At 62.1% G+C, this 22,222-nt stretch carries 17 protein-coding genes; 13 read left to right on the top strand and 4 right to left on the bottom strand.

Annotated elements, in window-relative coordinates:
- Positions 1-87: 87 nt before the first annotated feature.
- The 6 genes from Q0O99_RS12940 to Q0O99_RS12915 all read left to right on the top strand — a co-directional run bounded on the left by Q0O99_RS12940 (position 88) and on the right by Q0O99_RS12915 (position 6,216).
- Positions 88-1,338 carry a thiolase family protein gene (locus Q0O99_RS12940; RefSeq protein WP_293752174.1) on the top strand — a complete coding sequence of 417 codons (1,251 nt, stop codon included), beginning with the start codon at positions 88-90 and terminating at the stop codon, positions 1,336-1,338.
- Between the two features lie 193 nt (positions 1,339-1,531).
- Positions 1,532-2,317, top strand: coding sequence for an SDR family NAD(P)-dependent oxidoreductase (locus Q0O99_RS12935; RefSeq protein ID WP_293752172.1), 786 nt, complete (start codon positions 1,532-1,534; stop codon positions 2,315-2,317).
- Between the two features lie 115 nt (positions 2,318-2,432).
- A complete protein-coding gene (locus tag Q0O99_RS12930) occupies positions 2,433-2,849 on the top strand; it encodes a thioesterase family protein (RefSeq protein WP_293752170.1) in 417 nt (138 codons plus the stop codon).
- Positions 2,850-2,913: 64 nt separating this feature from the next.
- On the top strand, positions 2,914-3,915 hold the full coding sequence (locus tag Q0O99_RS12925) for a tripartite tricarboxylate transporter substrate-binding protein (RefSeq protein WP_293752168.1): 1,002 nt from the start codon (positions 2,914-2,916) through the stop codon (positions 3,913-3,915).
- A gap of 73 nt (positions 3,916-3,988) precedes the next feature.
- Positions 3,989-5,719 carry an acyl-CoA dehydrogenase family protein gene (locus Q0O99_RS12920; RefSeq protein ID WP_293752166.1) on the top strand — a complete coding sequence of 577 codons (1,731 nt, stop codon included), beginning with the start codon at positions 3,989-3,991 and terminating at the stop codon, positions 5,717-5,719.
- A 104-nt stretch (positions 5,720-5,823) separates the two neighbouring features.
- Positions 5,824-6,216 carry a MarR family winged helix-turn-helix transcriptional regulator gene (locus Q0O99_RS12915; protein WP_293752214.1) on the top strand — a complete coding sequence of 131 codons (393 nt, stop codon included), beginning with the start codon at positions 5,824-5,826 and terminating at the stop codon, positions 6,214-6,216.
- On the opposite strand, the gene Q0O99_RS12910 is transcribed toward Q0O99_RS12915, so the two are convergent.
- Complete coding sequence (locus Q0O99_RS12910) at positions 6,207-6,863, bottom strand: OmpA family protein (RefSeq protein ID WP_293752164.1); 657 nt, start codon at positions 6,861-6,863, stop codon at positions 6,207-6,209. The genes Q0O99_RS12915 and Q0O99_RS12910 overlap by 10 nt on opposite strands.
- Positions 6,864-7,105: 242 nt before the next feature.
- Between Q0O99_RS12910 and Q0O99_RS12905 the strand changes: the two genes are divergently transcribed.
- The 5 genes from Q0O99_RS12905 to dnaJ all read left to right on the top strand — a co-directional run bounded on the left by Q0O99_RS12905 (position 7,106) and on the right by dnaJ (position 12,686).
- Positions 7,106-8,278: a fumarylacetoacetate hydrolase family protein gene (locus Q0O99_RS12905; protein WP_293752162.1), complete on the top strand. Its 1,173-nt coding sequence runs from the start codon at positions 7,106-7,108 to the stop codon at positions 8,276-8,278.
- An 86-nt stretch (positions 8,279-8,364) separates the two neighbouring features.
- Complete coding sequence (locus tag Q0O99_RS12900; protein ID WP_293752160.1) at positions 8,365-8,715, top strand: FKBP-type peptidyl-prolyl cis-trans isomerase; 351 nt, start codon at positions 8,365-8,367, stop codon at positions 8,713-8,715.
- Between the two features lie 160 nt (positions 8,716-8,875).
- The gene (grpE, locus tag Q0O99_RS12895) at positions 8,876-9,424 is read left to right on the top strand and encodes a nucleotide exchange factor GrpE (RefSeq protein ID WP_293752158.1); all 549 of its coding nucleotides are present in this window, start codon (positions 8,876-8,878) and stop codon (positions 9,422-9,424) included.
- Positions 9,425-9,512: 88 nt separating this feature from the next.
- Positions 9,513-11,441 (top strand): molecular chaperone DnaK, encoded by a 1,929-nt coding sequence (gene dnaK / locus Q0O99_RS12890; RefSeq protein WP_293752156.1) that lies wholly within the window; start codon positions 9,513-9,515, stop codon positions 11,439-11,441.
- A gap of 93 nt (positions 11,442-11,534) precedes the next feature.
- Positions 11,535-12,686: a molecular chaperone DnaJ gene (gene dnaJ, locus Q0O99_RS12885; protein WP_293752212.1), complete on the top strand. Its 1,152-nt coding sequence runs from the start codon at positions 11,535-11,537 to the stop codon at positions 12,684-12,686.
- A 417-nt stretch (positions 12,687-13,103) separates the two neighbouring features.
- On the opposite strand, the gene Q0O99_RS12880 is transcribed toward dnaJ, so the two are convergent.
- Both Q0O99_RS12880 and Q0O99_RS12875 read right to left on the bottom strand, forming a co-directional pair.
- Positions 13,104-13,568 (bottom strand): DUF1854 domain-containing protein, encoded by a 465-nt coding sequence (locus Q0O99_RS12880; RefSeq protein ID WP_293752154.1) that lies wholly within the window; start codon positions 13,566-13,568, stop codon positions 13,104-13,106.
- Positions 13,565-15,886, bottom strand: a complete 2,322-nt coding sequence (locus Q0O99_RS12875; RefSeq protein ID WP_293752152.1) for an ABC transporter ATP-binding protein — start codon at positions 15,884-15,886, stop codon at positions 13,565-13,567. The genes Q0O99_RS12880 and Q0O99_RS12875 overlap by 4 nt, the downstream gene beginning before the upstream one ends.
- A 175-nt stretch (positions 15,887-16,061) precedes the next feature.
- Between Q0O99_RS12875 and cphA (Q0O99_RS12870) the strand changes: the two genes are divergently transcribed.
- Positions 16,062-18,248, top strand: a complete 2,187-nt coding sequence (gene cphA / locus Q0O99_RS12870) for a cyanophycin synthetase (RefSeq protein ID WP_293752150.1) — start codon at positions 16,062-16,064, stop codon at positions 18,246-18,248.
- Between the two features lie 44 nt (positions 18,249-18,292).
- Entirely contained in the window at positions 18,293-20,869 is a 2,577-nt protein-coding gene (cphA, locus tag Q0O99_RS12865) for a cyanophycin synthetase (RefSeq protein WP_293752148.1), read from the top strand.
- Positions 20,870-21,055: 186 nt separating this feature from the next.
- On the opposite strand, the gene Q0O99_RS12860 is transcribed toward cphA (Q0O99_RS12865), so the two are convergent.
- Positions 21,056-22,222, bottom strand: a complete 1,167-nt coding sequence (locus Q0O99_RS12860; protein WP_293752146.1) for an acyltransferase family protein — start codon at positions 22,220-22,222, stop codon at positions 21,056-21,058.

Here is a 22,222-nt window from a genome sequence, read left to right as displayed (position 1 = left end):
GACAAGCGAGACCCGTCGGACCTGAAGGCCCGACCTACTGAACAGCCCCAAATCGGATTCAAGGATTCGAATCTCAAGGACAAGAACATGGCTTCCAAAGGATTTTTCAACGCGTTTGCCGATGTGTGGATGCACGAGGGCGTGCGCACGCCCATGGTCGATTACTGCGGCGCTTTGGGCCACATCTCGCCCACCGACCTGGGCATCAAGGCCGCACGCGAAGCGCTCAAACGCGCAGGCATCGCGGCGACCGAGATCGGCTCGGTCATCACCGGCAACATGGCCCCGGGCGACTTCGACCAGTTTGTACTGCCACGCCACATCGGCTTGTACGCAGGCGTCCCGCAAGAGGTGCCCGCCATCATGGTGCAGCGCATTTGCGGCACCGGCTTTGAGTTGTTTCGCCAGGCCGGTGAGCAAATTGAAGCCGGCGTGTGCGATGCCGCGCTGGTGGTCGGCACCGAGAGCATGACGCGCAACCCGATCGCCGCGTTTGACCACCGCACCGGCTTCAAGCTGGGCGCGCCCGTGGGCTTCAAGGACTTCATGTGGGAAGCCCTGAAAGACCCGGCCGCGGGCATCAACATGATCCAGACGGCCGAGAACCTGGCCAAAAAATACAGCATCACCCGCGAAGAAGTGGACCAGTTCGCGTCGGACTCGTTTGCCAAGGCCGTGGCCGCGCAGACCGCTGGTTTTCATGCGGGCGAAATCGTGCCGGTGCTCACCGAAAAATTCGAGCTCGAAGGCTACATTCCCCGCGGCATCAAGCTGCAAGGCAAAGTGACCGAGGTCAGCGCCGACACGCACCCGCGCATCTCGCCTGCCGAGGTGCTGGGCAAGCTCAGGTCGGTGTACGAAGGCGGCGTGCAGACCGGTGGCAACAGCTCGGCCTTGGTCGATGCAGCGGCCGCTTGCGTGGTCACCTCCGGCGCTTATGCCAAAGCCAACGGCAAGAAACCTTTGGCCCGCGTGGTCGCCGCAGCGGCCGTTGGCGTGCCGCCCGAAATCATGGGCATCGGCCCCGCGCCCGCCATCCGCTTGCTGCTCGAGCGCACGGGCCTCAAGCTGTCGGACATCGGCCGCTTTGAGATCAACGAAGCGCAAGGCGCGCAAACCCTGGCGGTGGGCCGCGAGTTGGGCCTGGATTTGTCCAAGCTCAACGTCAATGGCGGCGCGATTGCGCTCGGCCACCCGCTGGCAGCCACCGGCGTGCGCCTGACGATCACGTTGGCGCGCGAACTGCAGCGCTCGGGCTTGCGCTGGGGCATCTCCAGCGCCTGTGTGGGCGGCGGGCAAGGCATAGCGCTGCTGATCGAAAACCCGCAAGCCGCATGAACTGAATTTGTAGGTTGGCACCTTCAGGTCCGACATGGTCGCGTTCTGCGTACATTTTTCGGGGCTGAAGCCACCGACCTACAAAATACAAAACCCCAAAACCCCAGGTTGAATTTGTAGGGGTGGCTTTAGCCCCGACACCCCACCGAACCGTCGGACCCGAAGGTTCGACCTCTGACATAAAGGAACTGACATGAACATCCAAGGACAAGCAGCACTGGTCACCGGCGGTGGCTCTGGTTTGGGCGAGGCCACGGCCCGTGAACTGGCCCGCTTGGGCGCCAAGGTCGCCGTGCTCGACCTCAACATGGACAACGCCGAGCGGGTGGCCAAAGACCTCAACGATCAATTTGGCAACGGCTTCGCCGTGGCGGTGCACTGCAACGTGAGCGATGCAGACAGCATGGCCCAAGCGATCGACACCGCTGCCGCTGCACACGGCCCCGCCCGCATCCTGATGCAGATCGCCGGCATCGGCACCGCCAAGCGGGTGGTTGGCAAGGATGGCAAGGCCGCGCCGCTGGAGGAATTCGCCAAGGTGATCAACGTCAACCTGATCGGCACGTACAACGCCGCCCGTTTGTTTGCCGAAGCCTGCACCAAACTCGACCCGATGGAGGATGGCGCGCGAGGTGTGATGGTCTTCACCGCCTCGGTCGCCGCCTTTGACGGGCAAGTGGGCCAGCAGGCCTACAGCGCCTCCAAAGCCGGTGTGGTGGGCATGACGCTGCCCATGGCGCGCGACTTGGCGCAGCACGGCATCCGCGTGTGCACCATCGCCCCCGGCCTGTTCAAGACGCCTCTGCTGGCCAGCTTGCCCGAGCCGATCCAGCAATCGCTGGCCGCCAGCATCCCCTTTCCGGCCCGCCTGGGCAAGCCCAGCGAATTTGCCGAACTGGCCTGCCACATCGTGCACAACGACCACCTGAACGGCGAAGTCATTCGCCTCGATGGCGCGTTGCGCATGGCACCCCGATGAAGTCCGTTGAGCGTTTTGCGTTCAGCGTTCAGCGTGAAAAACCGCTCAACGCCTAACGGTCAACCCACAACGCCTCACGCTCAACACCAAACCCTCAACGCTCAACGCTCAACCTATGAAAACTGTTGTCTACGAAGTGCAAGTGATGTTCGGCGACTGCGACCCCGCAGGCATCGTGTTCTTTCCCAACTTTTCCAAGTGGATGGACGCGTCATCGCTGAACTTCTTCATGAAGTGCGGCATCTTGCCTTGGCGTGAACTGGTCAAAACGCGCGGCATCATCGGCACGCCGCTCCTAGAGATCAACACCAAATTCATCCGCCCCGCCACCTATGGCGAAACCATCCAGGTGCACACCAGCGTGCAAGAGTGGCGGGACAAAGTGTTTGTGCACAAGCATGTGGTCATGCGCGGCGACACCTTGCTGTGCGAAGGCACCGAAGTGCGGGCTTTTTGCATCAAACACCCCGAAGATCCAGACCGCATCAAAGCGATCCCGGTGCCCGAAGACATCAAGGCTTTGTGCAGTTGATGGCTTTCATTTTCCGTTTTTCCCCAACCTGTTTTTTTCAACCCACCCCTCCGAGGAGACAAACATGAGCAACCGTCGCGAATTCATTCAATCCACCATCGGCGCAGCCTTTTTGGGCAGCAGCGCATTCCAGCAAGCCTGGGCCCAAAGCGGCATGCCGATCGAGCAAGTCAAAGTGCTCTACGGCTTCCCCCCCGGCAGCTCGGGCGACATCTGCGCCCGGCGCGTGGCCGAAAAATTTGGCGGCACGCCCTACAGCAAGAACGCGGGCATCATCGACAGCCGCCCAGGCGCTGGCGGTCAAATTGCCCTGAACCTGCTCAAGAGCGCACCGGCCGATGGCTCGGTGTTGGCCATGACGCCGTTCTCGCCCATTTCGCTCTACCCCCACATCTTCAAAAACCTGCAGTACAAGCCATTTGAAGACTTCACGCCTGTGGGCACCGCCTCCATGATTCACCACGGTTTCGCCGTCGGCCCCATGGTGCCTGCCAGCGTTAAAAACGTGAAAGACTTCATCGTCTGGGCCAAAGCCAATCCCGCGCAAGCCAGCTACGGATCGCCCGCTGCAGGCTCTACACCACACTTCATTGGTGCCTTGCTCGGCCTGAACCAGAGCTTCGAGTTCAAACACGTGCCCTACCGTGGCTCAGTGCCCGGCGTGACCGACGTGGTCGGCGGCCAGATCGCTTGCATGTTCACACCGCACGGCGACTTCATTGCCAACCACAAAGCCGGCAAGATGCGCATCCTGGCCACCTCGGGCAAAACCCGTTCGCCTTTTGTACCGGATGTCCCCACATTCGCTGAACAGGGCTTCCCCGAGTTGACGGTGGAAGAATGGTTCGGTTTTTACGCTCCCGCCAAAACCCCGACCAATGTGGTCCAAGCGGCCAACGCGGCGATCAATGCGGCACTCAAAGACAAAGGCGTGCTGGACGCTTTGACCGTGGTGGGCCTGATTCCTTTTGGTGGCACCGTCGCAGACCAGCTCAAGAGCTCGCAAGTGGAACTCGAGCGCTGGGGCCCGCTGATCAAGCGCATTGGTTTCAGCGTCGACTCCTGATTCAGCAGACCACCCCGTGTTGTTCAGCGCAGCTTGACGGTTGCGCCGGACTTTTCCGTTGAGTAAGAACCCCATGAACACCTACCAGCCCCGCACCGACGACATGCAGTTTTTGTTGTCCCGCGTTTTGAATGCGCCCGCCCAACTTCAAGCCCTGCCCGCCTTTGCCGAAGTGGACGCTGCGCTGATGCAGCAAGTGCTGGAGGAAGCAGGCAAGTTCGTGGGTGAAGTGATTGCCCCGCTCAACCGCGACGGGGACGAGATCGGTGCGCAGTGGGCGGACGGCGCGGTCACCATGCCGCCCGGCTTCAAAGGCGCTTACCAAGCCTTTTGGCAAGCGGGCTGGCCTGCCCTGGCCTCCAGCACCGAAGACGGCGGTCAAGGCCTGCCCAGCGTGCTGGAAGCCATGCTCTATGAAATGCTGAGTGCGGCCAACATGGGCTGGACCATGGCTCCGGGTTTGCTGCACGGCGCGTACGAGTGCATCAAGCACCACGCCAGCGACGAACTGAAAGACCAGTATTTGGCGAAAGTGGCCACCGGCGAATGGCTGGCCACCATGTGCCTGACCGAGCCGCATGCAGGCTCTGACTTAGGGCTGGCCCGCACCAAAGCGATCCCCCTGCCCGATGGTCAATACGCCGTCAGCGGCACCAAAATTTTCATCTCGGGTGGCGAACACGACCTGAGCGACAACATCGTTCACTTGGTGCTGGCGCGCCTGCCCGATGCGCCGCCCGGCCCCAAAGGCCTGTCGCTGTTTCTGGTGCCCAAGTTCTACCCCGACGGCTCACGCAGCCGCGTGCACTGCGACCGCATCGAAGAAAAGATGGGCCTGCACGGCAGCCCCACCTGCGTGATGCGTTTTGACGAAGCGGTCTCTTCCATAGTGGGCGAGCCCGGCAAGGGCCTGAATGCGATGTTCGTGATGATGAACGCCGCCCGTTTGCATGTGGCCCTGCAAGGCATTGGCCTGCTCGACGCCGCCTGGCAAATAGCCGATGCCTATGCCCAAGAGCGCCGCCAAATGCGTGCGCCGGGCAAAAGCAAATCGGCCGCAGAATCGGCCGCAGAAGCAGACCTCATTTCTGAGCACCCCGCCATGCGCCGCATTCTGGACACGCAGCGCGCCTGGGTCGATGCCGGACGTGTGCTGGCCTACCGCACCGCACTCGAGCTCGACCTCATCAAACACAGCCCCAACGCCGACACCCAAGCCGCTGCCCAGCGCTGGTGTGCACTGGTCACACCGGTCATGAAATCGGTCTTCACGCACCAGGCGTTTCATGGCGGCAGCGACTGCCTACAGGTGTTGGGCGGTCACGGCTATGTGCGCGAATGGGGCATCCAGCAAATCGTGCGCGACGCCCGCGTGGCCATGATCTACGAGGGCACCAACGAAATTCAGGCCATTGACCTGCTGGTGCGCAAGGTGCTGACCGATGGCGGCACCGGCATGAATGCGTTGCTGGACAGCATCGCCTTGGATCTGCCCAAAGCGGCCAAAGCCAGCACCGCCGCGCAAGCCCGCATCCAGACCCTGCGCGCCGTCACCCAGCAAATCGTCAAAGCCAGCGCGCAAGATGCGGCTTTGGCTTACCGCGTGGCCGATGACTATTTGCGCGCCGTGGCGCTGGTGCTGATGGACTGGGCCTGGCTGCGCATCGAAGCCGGCGTGGACGACAGCACGCCAAACGCCCAAGCACGTTGGATCCATCCCGCCAAAGCCCTGCGCAGCTGGGTGATGCCCGAATTTCAGATGCGCAGCTTCATCATCGTGCAGCAGTGCACACTGGCGGCATGATGCAAGCCCCCATGCCGCCGCCCAAAAAAGGACGCGCCCCCAAAGCCGAACTCGCTTCGGGTTCGGCCATCGACCCAGTGGACACCACTTACCTGAAGACCCTGATGGGCTACAACGCCCGCCGGGCCGCACTGAGCATCATCGAGCTGTTTCTGGAACGTCTTGCCCCTTATGGTTTGAAGCCGGTGGATTTTTCGGTCATGTCCACCATCTGCCACAACCCGGGCGTGACCTCGCGCCAGTTGTGTTCCTCGCTCAACCTCTTGCCCCCCAACCTGGTGGGCCTGATCCAGTCGCTGGAGTCCCGCGGCCTGATCGAGCGCAAACCGCATCCGCACGACGGCCGCGCCGTGGGCCTGCACGCCACCCCCAAGGGCCAGGCCCTGATGGTGCAAGCCGAGCAAACGGCGACCGAGCTGGAACTGGAAAAAACCGCCAAGCTCACGCCAGCCCAGCGCAAAACGCTGCTGGCCTTACTGCAAAAAATTTACCTCTGAGCGCGCTCGGCCAAAAAGATGTCGATGCGGCGGTTGCGGGCCCGGCCCGATTCCGAGGCGTTGTCGGCAATCGGCTCGCGCGAACCACGCCCGTCAATCACCATCCGACTGGCGCTCACGCCCCGCGACACCAGGTAATCCCGCGCACTTTGGGCGCGGTTGACCGACAGGGGGTTGTTGATGGCATCGCTGCCCGTGCTGTCGGTGTGGCCCACGATGCGCACTTCCATGCTCTGCTGCTGACTCAGCCCCTGTGCGAACTGGTCCAGGATCGGGCGCAGATTCGGCTTGATGTCGGCGCGCCCCGTGTCAAATGAAATGTCGTTCGGGATGCTCAGCTTGAGCTGGTTGTCGCTGGTTTGTGTGACCACCGTGCCGGTGCCCGCCGTGGCTTGGTCCATGGCGCGCTTTTTGTCTTCCATGTTCTTCGACCAGACGTAGCCCCCCAAAGCCCCCAGACCCGCGCCGATGGCGGTGGACTTGCTGTCGCGCCCCAGAATTTGGCCCGCCACGGCGCCGATCACTGCGCCAGTGCCCGCGCCCTTTTGCTGGGGCGTGACGCCGTCGCTGGCGCAACCGGCCAAGAAAATGCTCGCGGCGACAGCCGCCAAACCGAAACGGGTCCATGGGGTGTGGGAAATGATCATGTTGATTCCTCTAAGTAAAACGAAGGCATCCCGAATTTACCCCGCCAGGCCCCGGTCGACCGTTCCTCAACCCACACTCATTGCAAGTATTGGGTCCAAAGCGTCTTTCACAACCCGGTTTTCGTTGTCTTGCGAGCGGGTGCCCATGCCATGCCACCCCACCCCATCCTCTCCACCAAGGTGACAGCGCCGCAGCTTGGCATCTGTCACGATCGTTTTTTTGCATCTGATCCAAAACCGCCATGCTCAACACCCTTTTGCCCCAAGACGCTCACCAAGCTTTGCTGATCGGCCGCTTGTGGGTGCCGGACATTGGCGCCGTGGTTTGCGCCGTCACGCCCGATGCTGTGTTCGATCTGTCGCAGCTCGCCCCCACCAGCAGCCAATTGCTGGAACTGCCCGAGGTGGCGCAGCAGGTGCGAGCCTTTGTGCGCAGCGGCACAGCCCCGCGCTTGGCCAGCACCGCCCAAGCTTTGGCCAACAGCGACGAGACCCAACGCCAATGCGATCAGCCCTGGTTTCTGGCCCCCTGCGATCTGCAAGCCGTCAAAGCCGCTGGCGTCACCTTTGTCGCCAGCATGCTCGAACGCGTGATCGAAGAGCAGGCCCGCGGCGACGCCAGCCGCGCCGAAGCCGTGCGCCAGGCGGTGGTGGCGGTGATTGGTGACAACCTGCGCAGCGTGGTGCCCGGCTCGCCAGAATCCGCCCGTCTCAAAGAGGTGCTGCTGGCCCAAGGCATGTGGTCGCAATACCTGGAAGTGGGCATCGGCCCGGACGCCGAAATTTTCACCAAAGCCCAACCCATGAGCGCGGTCGGCTCTGGGGCCCTGGTGGGCATTCACCCGGGCAGCCAATGGAACAACCCCGAACCCGAAATCGTGCTGGCCGCCAACTCCCGCGGCGAAGTGGTCGGTGCCAGCTTGGGCAACGACGTGAACCTGCGCGACTTTGAAGGCCGCAGCGCCTTGCTGCTGGGCAAAGCCAAAGACAACAACGCCAGCTGCGCCATCGGCCCCTTGATCCGCCTGTTTGACGAACACTTTGGCATCGACGACGTGCGCCAGTGCGATCTGAGCCTCAAAGTGCAAGGCCCCGAAGGCTTTGTCATGCAAGGCAGCAGCGCCCTCAGCCAAATCAGCCGCGACCCGCTCGATCTGGTGGGCCAGGCCATGGGCAAGTACCACCAATACCCCGACGGCATGGTGCTGTTCCTGGGCACGATGTTCGCCCCCACCCAAGACCGCCATGGCCCCGGCCAGGGCTTCACCCATGTGGTGGGCGATGTGGTGAGCGTCTCCACCCCGCAACTGGGCACCCTGGTCAACCAGGTCACTACCTCGGACCAGGCGCCCGCCTGGACCTATGGTGTGGGCGCGCTGATGCGCGACCTGGCCAAACGTCAACGTCAGAACTGAAGCTTGGCGGGGCTGGCATAATTTTAGGTTTTCCACACCCCGGTGATCCACAGCGGCACCGGGCACCATCAGACAGGATGCCCCCCATGAACACCACCCCCTCAGGCCTGCAATACGAAGACACCGTTGTCGGTGAAGGCGAAGTCGCCACAGCGGGTCAAGACGTCACCGTGCACTACACCGGCTGGCTTTACAAGGACGGCCAGCAAGGCGCCAAGTTCGATTCCAGCCGCGACCGCCGTGACCCCTTTGTGTTCGGCCTGGGCGCTGGCATGGTCATCAAGGGCTGGGACGAAGGCGTGGCGGGGATGAAGGTGGGCGGTCAGCGCACCCTGATCATCCCGTCCGAGCTGGGCTATGGTGCCCGTGGCGCTGGCGGCGTGATCCCGCCCAATGCCACCTTGAAGTTCGACGTGGAACTGCTGGCCCTCGATTGAGCCCCAAGCGCAACGGCTGCGGCACAACCCGCTTTTGGGCGGGTTTTTTGTTGCGCCATTCTTGCGCCATTCCCGGGGCCATTGACCTGCAAAGCCCCCCTTGAAGCCTGAAACAACGCCCCTATTTGCAAGGGGTATTCATTTTTTGCGGACATTGTTCATGTCAGAAGCCACACCCAACCAAGACCCCAAGCCCCAGAGTGACGCAGAATTGGCCGCTGCTGCCGCCATGACGTCCACCGACCCACTGGCCGATGCCCAAGCCGAGCTGGCCAACCTGAAGGCGCAAAACGCCGATCTGGCCGACCAGTACCTGCGCGGCCAGGCCGATGTGCAAAACGCCCGCCGCCGCGCCGACGACGAAATCGCCAAGGCCCGCAAATTTGCTGTGGAGGGTTTTGCCGACAGCCTGCTGCCCGTGCTGGACAGTCTGGAAGCCGGTTTGGCCCTCCCCAACGTGACGATTGAGCAGATCCGCGAAGGCTCAGAGGCCACGCTGCGCCAGCTCAAAAGCGCGCTCGAGCGCAACAAAGTGCTTGAAATCGCCCCGCCCGCGGGCACCAAGTTCGACCCACACCACCACCAGGCCATCAGCGTGGTGCCGGCCGAGCAAGAGCCCAACACCGTGGTCAGCGTGCTGCAAAAGGGTTACTCCATCGCCGACCGCGTGCTGCGCCCAGCTTTGGTGACGGTAACGGCACCCAAATAAAACCTTTTTGGCGCAAGGGGACTTGAAAAGCGTCCCAGCTGCCTCAACTGCCAAACATTGCACTTTTAACCAATTTCGGAGCATCAAAATGGGAAGAATCATCGGTATTGACCTGGGCACCACCAATTCGTGCGTGGCCATCATGGAAGGCAACACGACCAAAGTGATCGAGAACGCCGAGGGCGCTCGCACCACCCCGTCGATCATTGCCTACCAAGAAGACGGCGAAATCCTGGTCGGCGCGTCGGCCAAGCGCCAGGCGGTGACCAACCCGCGCAACACTTTGTACGCGGTCAAGCGCCTGATCGGTCGCAAGTTCGCCGAAAAAGAAGTCCAAAAAGACATCGACCTGATGCCTTACACCATTGCCAAAGCCGACAACGGCGACGCTTGGGTGGAAGTGCGTGGCAACAAACTGGCCCCGCCTCAAATCAGCGCTGAAATCCTGCGCAAGATGAAGAAAACCGCCGAAGACTACCTCGGCGAAGAAGTGACCGAGGCCGTGATCACGGTGCCCGCTTACTTCAACGACGCCCAGCGCCAAGCCACCAAAGACGCGGGTCGCATCGCCGGCCTGGACGTCAAGCGCATCATCAACGAACCCACCGCTGCAGCCCTGGCCTTTGGCCTGGACAAGCAGGAAAAGGGCGACCGCAAGATCGCCGTGTATGACCTGGGTGGCGGCACTTTCGACGTGTCCATCATCGAGATCGCCGATGTGGACGGCGAAAAGCAGTTCGAAGTCTTGTCCACCAACGGTGACACCTTCTTGGGCGGCGAAGACTTTGACCAGCGCATCATCGACCACATCATCACCGAGTTCAAGAAAGAATCCGGCGTCGATTTGGCCAAAGACGTGCTGGCCCTGCAGCGCCTGAAAGAAGCCGCCGAAAAGGCCAAGATCGAGTTGTCCAGCTCGGCGGCCACCGACGTCAACCTGCCCTACATCACGGCCGACGCCACCGGCCCCAAGCACCTGAGCGTCAAGCTGACCCGCGCCAAGTTGGAGCAACTGGTGGAAGAGCTGATCGAGCGCACCATCGCCCCTTGCCGCACGGCCATCAAAGACGCTGGCGTCTCAGTCGGTGAGATCGACGACATCATCTTGGTCGGCGGCATGTCCCGCATGCCCAAGGTGCAAGAGAAAGTCAAAGAGTTCTTCGGCAAGGAGCCACGCAAGGACGTGAACCCCGACGAAGCGGTGGCCGTGGGCGCTGCGATCCAGGGCCAGGTGTTGTCCGGCGACCGCACCGACGTGCTGCTGCTCGACGTGACCCCTTTGTCTTTGGGCATCGAGACCATGGGCGGTGTGATGACCAAGATGATCACCAAGAACACCACCATCCCGACCAAGTTTGCACAGACTTTCTCGACCGCCGAAGACAACCAGCCGGCCGTGACCATCAAGGTGTTCCAGGGCGAACGTGAAATTGCCAGCGGCAACAAGGCGCTGGGCGAATTCAACTTGGAAGGCATCCCACCCGCATCGCGTGGCACACCTCAGATCGAAGTGTCTTTTGACATCGACGCCAACGGCATCTTGCATGTGGGCGCCAAAGACAAAGGCACCGGCAAAGAAAACAAGATCACGATCAAAGCCAACTCGGGTTTGTCTGAAGCCGAAATTCAGCAAATGGTGAAAGACGCCGAGCTGAACGCCGATGAGGACAAGAAAAAACTCGAGCTGGTGCAAGCGCGTAATGCGGGTGAAGCTGCGGTGCACAGCGTCAAGAAGAGCCTGACAGAGCATGGCGACAAGATTGAAGCGTCCGAAAAAGAAGCCATCGAGACCGCCGCCAAGGCCCTTGAAGAGGTTTTGAAGGGCGAAGACAAAAACGCCATCGAAGCCAAAACCGAAGCCCTGATGGCCGCCAGCCAAAAGTTGGGCGAAAAGGTCTACGCCGACATGCAAGCGCAGCAAGCCGCTGCCGGTACTGCCGCCGCCGGTGCGCCCGATGCCAAGCCACAAGACGACAATGTGGTGGACGCAGAAGTCAAGGAAGTCAAAAAGGGCTGATCCCCTACCCTCTGCGGCCTGTCCGCAATCCCGCCGCGCAAGCTGATTCAGGCCACTGAATCGCCTTCGCGGCGTTCTTGTTCTAACGGTTGGATTTGCCCCAGGGCGACAAACCGAGATTTTTACGAAGTGCTGGGCGTTGCCAAAAACGCCACAGACGAAGACATCAAAAAGGCTTATCGCAAGCTGGCGATGAAGTACCACCCTGACCGCAACCAGGGGGAAGACGCCAAAGCCAAAGAGGCCGAGGCCAAGTTCAAAGAGGGCAAAGAGGCCTACGAGATGCTGTCGGACGCGCAAAAACGCGCGGCCTACGACCAGCACGGCCACGCCGGTGTCGACCCGAACATGCGCGGCGGGGCCGAAGGCTTTGGCGGTTTTGGTGACGCCTTTGGCGACATCTTTGGCGACATCTTTGGTGGCCAAGCGCGGGGCGGACGTGGAGGAGGTCGTCAAGTTTTCCGAGGCGGGGACTTGAGCTATGCGATGGAGATCACGCTCGAAGAAGCGGCCAACGGCAAGGACTCGCAGCTGCGCATTCCGAGCTGGGACGCGTGCGACACTTGCCATGGCACCGGGGCCAAACCCGGCACCAGCGCCAAGACCTGCTCGACTTGCCAAGGCCAAGGCCAAGTGCAAATGCGCCAAGGCTTTTTCAGTGTGCAACAAACCTGCCCGCACTGCCGCGGCACCGGCAAGATCATCCCCGAACCTTGCGTCACCTGCCAAGGCCAGGGCAAGGTCAAAAAACAAAAAACACTGGAAGTCAAAATTCCGGCCGGTATCGACGACGGCATGCGCATCCGCAGTGCAGGCAATGGCGAGCCGGGCACCAACGGTGGGCCACCGGGCGATTTGTTCATCGAAATTCGACTGAGAAAGCACGCCATCTTTGAGCGCGATAGCGACGACCTGCATTGCGCCGTGCCGATCAGCTTTTCCAAAGCGGCTTTGGGCGGCGAGATCGAAGTGCCCACCTTGGGCGGCAAAGCGGCCATCGACATCCCCGAAGGCACCCAGACCGGCAAGCAGTTTCGCTTGCGCGGCAAGGGCATCAAGGGCGTGCGCGGCAGCTACCCGGGCGACCTGTATTGCCACATCACCGTGGAGACCCCGGTCAAGTTGACCGAGCACCAGAAAAAGCTGCTCAAGGAGTTTGAAGAGTCGCTCACCAAAGGCGGCGGCAAACACCAGCCCACTGGCGAGAGCTGGACGGACAAGCTCAAGGGCTTCTTCGGGGGCTGAAGCGCAGGGCGGCCTTCGAATGTCGCCGGGCGCAGGCAGCATTGTTGGACCGTAAAGGCTCAACCTACAAGAGAATGCCCTTTTGTAGGTCGGTGCCTTGAGGTTTGACGCCAGCGCTTGCCTTTCGCAGGTCGGGCCTTTATGGTCCGACGGTCATCCTTTCGCGAAGCGACACTTTCAAGGGCGATGGTGCACGGCGTCGGACCTGAAGGCACCGACCTACGAAGACCGATCCCCCGTAGGTCGGGCCTTTATGGTCCGACAGCCATCCCTTCGCGAAGCGACACTTTCAAGGGCGATGGTGCACGGCGTCGGACCTGAAGGCACCGACCTACAGGTCCAATCCCTCACAGGTCGGCGGCTTGATCCCGGAGATGTACTTGCGAGAACCTGCAACGTTGGAGCTGCAGCGCCGACCTACAAAAAACGGTCCAGCAGTTTGCGTGAATGTTTGTCCATGGCCGCCAGGTCGCGGATCATGTATTGCACGCCATTGGCGTCGTTGATCAGCAGCACGGTGCCGGTCAGGCGGCGGATGTCTTCCTCGCCTTTGAGCATGAATTGCGTGGTGCCCCGATCGGTCTGCACCGTCCAGGTGCTGGGCGTGAGCAGGCTGCTCACGGTGTCCAGGCGCAGGATTTGTGGCAAAAATTCTCGCTCGTCCAAGGCCTCCCGCAGGGTGGCCTGCAGGGCGGGCGTCAGCGCCAACAAGTCGGGCACCCACTGCAGCTCGTGGCCGTCGGCGTCCATCAAGGCCGCGCCTAGGTCCGGGGCTGAGACCGGATAGGCGCGCAACGCGGTCACAGGGCTGTGGCGCGTGCCATCGGCCAAGACCAAAACCCAACGACCAAAGGCATCGCGTTGCAAATCAAACGGGTTCATGCGCTCACCTTCTTGTCCTCGTCGCTGCCGCCCAGCACCGCCACCGCTTCGGCCTGGCGCTGCTGTGCTTCGTACAGGCGCCAGTAAGCGCCTTGGACCGCCATGAGCGCGTCGTGTGTGCCCTCTTCGACCACCACCCCTTTGTCCATGACCACCAAACGGTCGGCCTTGCGCAAAGTGGACAAGCGGTGCGCGATGGCAATCGTCGTGCGCCCACGCACCAAATTGTCCAGGGCTTTTTGAATCTCTTTTTCGGTCTCGGTGTCCACGGCCGACGTGGCCTCGTCCAAGATGAGGATGCGCGGGTTGATGAGCAAGGCCCGCGCAATCGAGACGCGCTGGCGCTCGCCACCCGACAGGCCCTGGCCGCGCTCACCCACCAGCGAGTCGTAGCCTTGGGGCATGCGCAAGATGAATTCATGCGCGTGCGCTGCACGGGCTGCGGCCACGATCTCTTCACGGGTGGCATCCGGTTTGCCGTAAGCGATGTTGTCGGCGATGGTGCCAAAGAACAAAAACGGCTCTTGCAGCACCAGGCCAATTTGACGACGGTAGTCGGCCACCTTGAGTTGGCGGATGTCGGTGCCGTCCAGTTCGATAGCCCCTTCGCTCAGGTCATAAAAACGGCAAATCAAATTGACCAGCGTGCTCTTGCCCGATCCGCTGTGGCCCACCAGTCCGATCATCTGGCCAGGCTGGATGTCGAGGTTGAGCTGGCGGATCACTGCGCGGTTGCCATAGCGAAAGCCTACATCGCGCAGCGTGATGTGGCCTTGGACCTGGGCCGGCAAAGCCACGGGATGGAGCGGCTCGGGCACGCTGGAGACATGGTCCAAAATGTCAAAAATCCGCTTGGCCCCCGCTGCCGCTTTTTGGGTGTTTGAGACGATGCGGCTCATGGCATCGAGGCGGCTGTAAAAGCGCCCGATGTAGGCCAAAAATGCGGTCAGCACGCCGACGGTGATTTGGTCGTCCGACACCAGCCAGATGCCAAACCCCCAGACCACCAGCAAGCCGATTTCGGTCATCAGCGTCACCGTGGGCGAGAACAGCGACCAGACGCGGTTGAGCCGGTCATTGACCAGGAGGTTGTGCGCGTTGGCGTCCTTGAAGCGTTGGGCTTCACGGTCTTCTTGCGCAAAGGCTTTGACCACCCGGATGCCGGGGATGGTGTCGGTCAGCACATTGGTCACCTCGGCCCAGACGCGGTCGATTTTTTCAAAGCCGGTGCGCAGTCTTTCGCGCACCACATGGATCAACCAGCCAATGAAGGGCAGCGGCAACAAGGTCACCAGCGCCAACGTGGGGTTGATGTAAAACAAGATGACGGCCGTCATCAAAATCATCAGCACGTCGGTGGCAAAGTCCAGCAGGTGCAGCGACAGGAACACGTTGATGCGGTCGGTTTCGCTGCCGATGCGCGCGATCAGATCGCCCGTGCGTCGGCCGCCAAAATACTCCAGCGACAGCTTGAGCAAATGCTCATAGGTGGTGGTGCGCAAATCGGAGCCGATGCGCTCGGACACCAGCGCCAGGATGTAGGTTTTGGCCCAACCCAGGCCCCAGGCCAGCAAACCCGAAGCGAGTAAGCCCAGCATGTAAAGGGACACCAAACCCGGGTCAATGTCGGCCCCGTTTTGGTAAGGAATCAGCACCTCGTCCATCAGGGGCATGGTCAGGTAGGGTGGCACCAGCGTGGCGGCGGTCGAGGCCAGGGTCAGCAAAAATCCGATCAGCAAAGAACGCTTGTAAGGCCGAGCAAAGCGCCAGAGCTTGAGCAAGGTCCAGGTGGACGGCGGGTTCAGGTCTTCGCGGCTGCAAACAGGACATTCGTCATCGTCCTCGGACAAGCTGGCTTGGCACACCGGGCACACCGTCACATGGGACGCCTGCAATGGCCGCCCTTGCAAGTCGGCGGGCACACGGCCCGGGGTTTGGGCACGGTGGCTTTGCTGCGCCTCGAACTGCGCCACCCAGCGAAACACCGCGTCTTGCAGGCCCAAGGTGAAGCGCCACACAGCCAATCGGCCTTGCGCATCAGCAAGCTCCAGCTGCCCAACCCCGGCGTGGTCCGTCAGGCGCAATCTCTGGCCTTCGGCCAAGGACCAGCTTTGCCAATTTTTTTCACGACAGTGGGCTGTGAGGATGCGCCGATCGGTCAAAATCAAAGCGATTTTGTGGAACTTCAGTGCCGCGTTCAGGTCAACCAAAACCCATGCTGTGGCGTTTTCATTGGGTTCCAGCTTCGATCGCACTTCTGCTTGCCACTCGTCCGGTATGACCGAACGCCAAGATGCAGAAGAAAGTACTGAAGACATGAAGGCTGAACCCCAAAGAACCCGTTGCGCCCCGGTGGCGCGACGAAAATAAACACACATCGAACCCGGTTGACACCACTGCCCAAGCCATGCCCCTTTTGAACCTTGAGCTTTCCGCCCAAACGCTGGACATCCCCGCGATCGAGCGCCGATTCTATCGCTGCACCCCCCAAGCATGAGCGCACGCCCCACTCCCCACCACATTCAGTTCCTGCGCATGACCCCGCTGCGCGGCCCCAACATCTGGACTTACCGCCCGGTCATCGAAGCCCTGATCGACATCGGCGACCTGGAAGACTGCCCCTCCAACACCCTGCCCGGCTTCGCCGAGCGTCTGGCGGCCTGGCTGCCCGGCCTGGTCGAGCACCGCTGCAGTGTGGGTGAACGTGGCGGCTTTTTGAAGCGGCTGGAAGAAGGCACCTGGCCCGGTCACATCCTGGAGCATGTGGCGCTGGAACTGCAAAGCCGCGCCGGCATGCAAACCGGTTTTGGCAAAGCCCGCGAAGCCGGGCCCAGGGGTGTTTACAAGGTCGTGATCCGCACCCGCCACGATGCCGTGAGCCGTCAGGCTCTGCTCAGTGCACGCGATTTGATTTTGGCCGCCATCTCAGACCAGGCTTTTGATGTCGCCGCGCACATCGCCCAACTGACCCAAATGGTGGACAGCCTGTGCATCGGCCCGAGTACCGCCAGCATCGTCGATGCAGCCGCCGACCGGGGCATCCCAAGCATTCGCCTGAACGATGGCAACCTGGTGCAGCTGGGCTATGGCCAGCGCCAGCGCCGCATCTGGACCGCTGAGACCGACCGCACCAGCGCCATTGCCGAAGGCATCTCCAAAGACAAGGACCTGACCAAGCAGCTGCTGAGCATGTGCAGTGTGCCCGTGCCCGAAGGCCAGATCGTCGACAGCCCGCAAGCGGCCTGGGCAGCGGCCCAGGACATTGGCCTGCCGGTCTGCGTCAAGCCCACCGACGGCAACCATGCCCGGGGGGTCTCGCTGGAGCTGTCGCGCCAAGAAGACATCGAAGCGGCCTATGGCATTGCCCTGGCCGAAGGCAGCGAGGTCATCGTCGAGCGTTTTATTTTGGGCGAAGAGCACCGCCTGCTGGTGGTGGGCGACCAAGTGGTGGCGGTCAACAAAGGCGAAACCGCCAGCGTGGTGGGCGATGGCGAGCACACCGTGCAACAACTCATTGAGCTGCAGATCAACTCCGACCCACGCCGGGGCGAAGAAGAAGACTTTCCCCTGGACACCATCCGCCTGGAAGACCACACCACCTCGGTGCTGGAACTCCAGCGTCAGGGCTTGAGCGCAGGCAGCGTGCCCGAGGCGGGTCGCAGCGTGCTCATCATGCGCACTGGCAACATGTCGATGGACGTGACCGACCTGGTGCACCCCGATGTGGCCGCGCAAGCGGTGCTGGCCGCGCGTGTGGTGGGCCTGGACATTGCGGGGGTCGACCTGGTGGCGCAAGACATCGCCAAGCCCCTGGGGCCGCAAGGCGGCGCGGTGGTCGAGGTCAATGCCGGCCCAGGCCTGCTCATGCACCTCAAACCCGCCACGGGTCAACCCCGCCCGGTGGGCCAGGCCATTGCCAACCACCTCTTCAAGCCCGAAGACAACGGCCGCATTCCGGTCGTGGGCTTGATGGGCGATGGCGACACCACCCAACCTGCGCAATTGCTGGCGTGGTTGCTGCATCTGTTGGGTCTGCACACCGGTCTGTCGTGCGCCAACGGCTTGTTCTTGAACCAACGCCAACTGCCCACCCAGGACGGCATGGATTGGGCCCAAGCCCAGCGTTTGCTGATCAACCGGGGCGTGCAAGCGGCCGTGTTTGAAAGCGATGCCCGCCACCTGCTGTCCCAAGGCCTGCCCTATGACCGTTGCCAGATTGGCATCGTCACCCGCATGCCCCGCGCCACCGGCCTGGAAGACCTGTACCCCGGTGGCGATGAAAAAATGCCCAGCTACATCCGCACCCAAATCGATGTGGTGCTGCCCGAGGGCACCGCGGTGCTCAATGCCGCCGACCCCGAAGTGGCCGCACTGGCCGATTACTGCGACGGCAGTGTGCTGCTCTATGCCGACGATGAGCACAATGCCCGCCTGCAAACGCACCGCAGCGCGGGTCAACGCGTGGGGTTTTGGCGCGAAGGCCAGTTGGTGCTGGCACAGGGCCCCAAAGAGCACCTGGTGTTGTCGACCCAGCGCCCCGCCGTGGCACGGCTTTTGAAAACGGGCAGCCTGAACACCAGTGACATGCTGGTGGCCGCCTGCGCGGCCTGGGCTATGGACATTGGCACCGATCTGATCCGAGCCGGGATCAAGAGTTATGGCAACTTGCCCACCGCTTGAAACATCGCCTCTCGCCACCCTCCTCCCCCCTGGAAACACCCTTCATGCAAGTTTCTCGTATTCGCGCTTTGCGTGGCCCCAATCTGTGGAGCCGACACACCGCCATCGAAGCCATCGTCACCTGCAATTCAGAAGACAGCGGCCTGTCGGCGCAGCACCCGGTCGAGCAGCAGCTGCGGCGCATCTTTCCCGCGGTCGGGCCGTTTGATGGGCAGCGCCCGGGCGAGGCCGTCACGCTGGCCCATGCATTGGAAAAAGTCACCCTGAGCCTGCAGGCGCACGCAGGCTGCCCGGTGTCGTTCAGCCGCACCATGCCCACCGAAGATCCCGGCGTTTTTCAGGTGGTGGTGCAATACACCGAAGAAGTGGTGGGGCGTTTGGCTCTGAGCCTGGCCGAGCAACTGTGTCAGGCCGCCGCCGCGGGTGCCGGCTTCGACCTGGAAGGCGCCATCGCGCAATTGCACGAACACGACGAAGACGTGCGCCTGGGGCCTTCGACCGGGTCCATCGTGGACGCCGCCATGGCACGCGGCATCCCGATGCGTCGCCTCACCGACGGCAGCATGGTGCAGTTTGGCTGGGGCGCCAAGCAGCGGCGCATTCAGGCCGCAGAAACAGACACCACCAGCGCCATTGCCGAATCGATTGCGCAGGACAAGGACCTGACCAAAAGCCTGCTGCACGCGGCAGGCGTGCCCGTGCCCATGGGACGCCCGGCCAAGAGCCTGGACGAAGCCTGGGCCATCGCTCATGAAATCGGTCTGCCGGTTGTGGTCAAACCCCAAGACGGCAACCAGGGCAAAGGGGTCTCGGTCAACATCAACGCGCGACAGGCTTTTGACAATGCCTATGCCACCGCGGTGCGGTATGGCACCGTGCTGGTGGAAAAGTTTTTGCCTGGCCACGATTACCGCCTGCTGGTGGTGGGCGACAAACTGGTGGCCGCCGCAAGGCGCGAGCCGCCGCTGGTGGTGGGCGATGGCAAGCACACCGTGCGCCAATTGGTCGACCAGGTCAATGCCGACCCACGCCGGGGTGTGGGCCACGCCACCTCTTTGACCAAAATCCGTTTTGACGACATCGCGATTGGCCGCCTGCATGCGCAAGACCTGGAGCCCGAGTCGGTGCCCGCCAAGGGCCGTCGCGTGATTTTGCGCAACAACGCCAACCTCTCCACCGGCGGCACCGCCACTGACGTGACCGACGAGGTGCACCCCGAAGTCAAAGCCCGCGTGATCGCTGCGGCACAAATGGTGGGCGTGGACATCTGCGGCGTGGACGTGGTCTGCGAATCGCTCTCGCGCCCGCTCGAGGACCAAAACGGTGGCATCGTCGAGCTCAATGCCGCACCGGGCCTGCGCATGCACATCAGCCCCTCGTTTGGCAAAGGCAGGGATGTGGGCAATGCCGTCATTGACCTCATGTTCCCCGATGGCGACAACGGCCGCATCCCGGTGATTGCCGTGACCGGCACCAACGGCAAAACCACCACCGTGCGCTTGGCGGCTCACCTGCTCAAGGCCCAAGGCCTGCGCGTGGGCATGACCAACACCGACGGTGTCTACGTCAATGGCCGCCAAACCGACTCAGGCGACTGCAGCGGCCCGCGCAGCGCCCGCAACGTGTTGATGCACCCTGATGTGGACGCCGCCGTGTTCGAGACCGCCCGAGGCGGTCTGCTGCGCGAGGGCCTGGCCTTTGACCGTTGCCAAGTGGCCGTGGTCACCAACCTGGGCGCAGGCGACCACCTGGGCCTGAACTACATCACCACCCTGGAAGACCTGTCGGTGCTCAAGCGGGTGATTGTGCTCAACGTGGACCCCAAAGGCATGGCCGTGCTCAACGCCAATGACCCGGCCGTGGTGGCCATGGCCCGGCACTGCCCGGGCGATGTGACCTTTTTTGCGCTCGACGCCAACCACCCCGTGCTGGCCACGCACCGCGCCCAGGGCAAGCGCGTGGTCTATGTGGAAGACGGCGCCATCGTGGCCCAAAAAGGCAGGCAGATGTGCCGCATCCCCCTCAGCCAAGTGCCGCTCACACGCCAAGGTCAAATCGGTTTTCAGACCGAAAACGTATTGGCCGCGGTGGGCGCGGCTTGGGCGATCGACGTGCACTGGGATGCGATGGCGCAAGGCCTGGCCACATTCATCAGCGACATCCAGGGCGTACCCGGTCGCTTCAACCTGTTTGACTACCAGGGCGTGACGCTCATTGCCGATTACGGACACAACCCGGACGCCATCCAGGCCTTGGTGCAGGCGGTGGAGAACATGCCCGCCAACAAGCGCGTGGTGGTCATCAGCGGTGCAGGCGACCGGCGCGACCAAGACATCCGCGACCAGACTCAGATTTTGGGCAAAGCTTTTGACGAGGTGCTGCTGTACCAAGACGCTTGCCAACGCGGGCGCGAAGACGGCGAAGTGATCGGCTTGCTGCGCGAAGGCTTGCAAGGCGCGTTGCGCACAACCCATGTGCAAGATATCCAGGGTGAGTTCAACGCCATCGACACCGCCTTGTCGCGCTTGTCCCCGGGCGACCTGTGCCTGATTTTGATCGACCAGGTGGAAGAGGCCTTGGCCTACATCACCGAAAAAGTCAACGACAGCAAGGCCCGTTAAAAGACCTCACACCATGATGTTGGCATTGTCCGTTCGAGCGAAAGTAACTCTGGTAGGTCGGGCCTTTACGGTCCGACATGACTTCGCACCGCTCAATGACATTTGCAAAGGGCGGTGAACCACCACCACGTCGGACCTTAAGGCACCGACCTACAGAAGAAACCATACAGTTCTGCAGCTCGAGCCTCAAACCATGGCCACGCCCACACTCGCCATGAACACCGCCACCCAACTCAGCCATCGCCACACCGTCGGTGGCGGCCGCTCCACCCACCGATAAAGCCAGCCGCCACACCACAGCGATAGGAGCAATGAAGCCAGCATTCCCAAGGCATTGGACCACAGCGCATCAGGCCAATGCACTGTGACCACGGCACTGACAGCCAGGCTCACGCCAAAGTGGATGAGGAACACGGAATAGGACACGCCAGAGAGCCATTCCAGGGACGAGCGCCAGCGAGAAGCCCCGAACGCGCGGCCCCACAGCCAGGCCTCAGGCACCGCCATCAACAGGGCCGCGACGCCCCACGCCAGCGCGATCCGCGACCGCGGCTCCAGCCACCAGGCCACACCGCCAACGAGCAGCATCAACGCACCCACCATCCAGCTGCGCAGCTGGCCTTCAGAACCGCCTGATCCGGTGAACCGACGGGCCTCCCAAGCGAGCAAGCCCAGACCATAAGAGCCCCAAAAATACACGCCCCAATCGTCCAGATCGGTGTCCAGATTCCACCACCACAAAGAGGCGCAGACCAGCACCAACCACATCACCGAGCGTCTGGCATCTGCCCCGTCCGATACAAAATTCGCTGTCTGCGCACGGGGCCAGGCTTTCACCGCCACCAGGCTGAGCAATGTCATCGCGTACAACTGCAAGTCAATCGCCACATACCAAATGCCTGCCGACAAGGCCTCCAAGTTCAGCACATGCTGCAGCAGCGCCATGTGGGCCAACGCCTGCCCCCAATCGGGCGTTGCCGACAAGCTGGCATGCGCAAAGTCTGGCCTCACCCATTCACTGACCAGCACGGTGAAGCTCAGTGCAGCCAACAAGGGAATGGCCAGGCGCAAATAGCGTTGCCAGGCCAGCTTCAGGGCCGCGGACAGCGTCAGTGACGCGTACCGCGCCAAACTGCCTGCCGTGAGAAAACCCGCACACACCAAGAAGAACTGCACCGCCAGTCGGCCATGGTCATAAAGCCAATCCACCACACCGGGCCAGGCCGTGGCCACCACATCCGACATGGGCCCGTAAAACGCCAAGTGGTGCAACACGATCAACAAACAACCTGCGGCCTTGAACGCATCGATCAAAAAAGAACGCCCCGAAGGGCGCTGTGAAGTGTTGGACAA

Origin of the sequence: Limnohabitans sp. Rim8 (assembly GCF_945901735.1) — a bacterium.
GTDB lineage: Bacteria > Pseudomonadota > Gammaproteobacteria > Burkholderiales > Burkholderiaceae_C > Limnohabitans_A.
The sequence above is the reverse complement of the archived record's forward strand: the minus strand, read 5'-3'. Positions and strand labels throughout refer to the sequence as shown.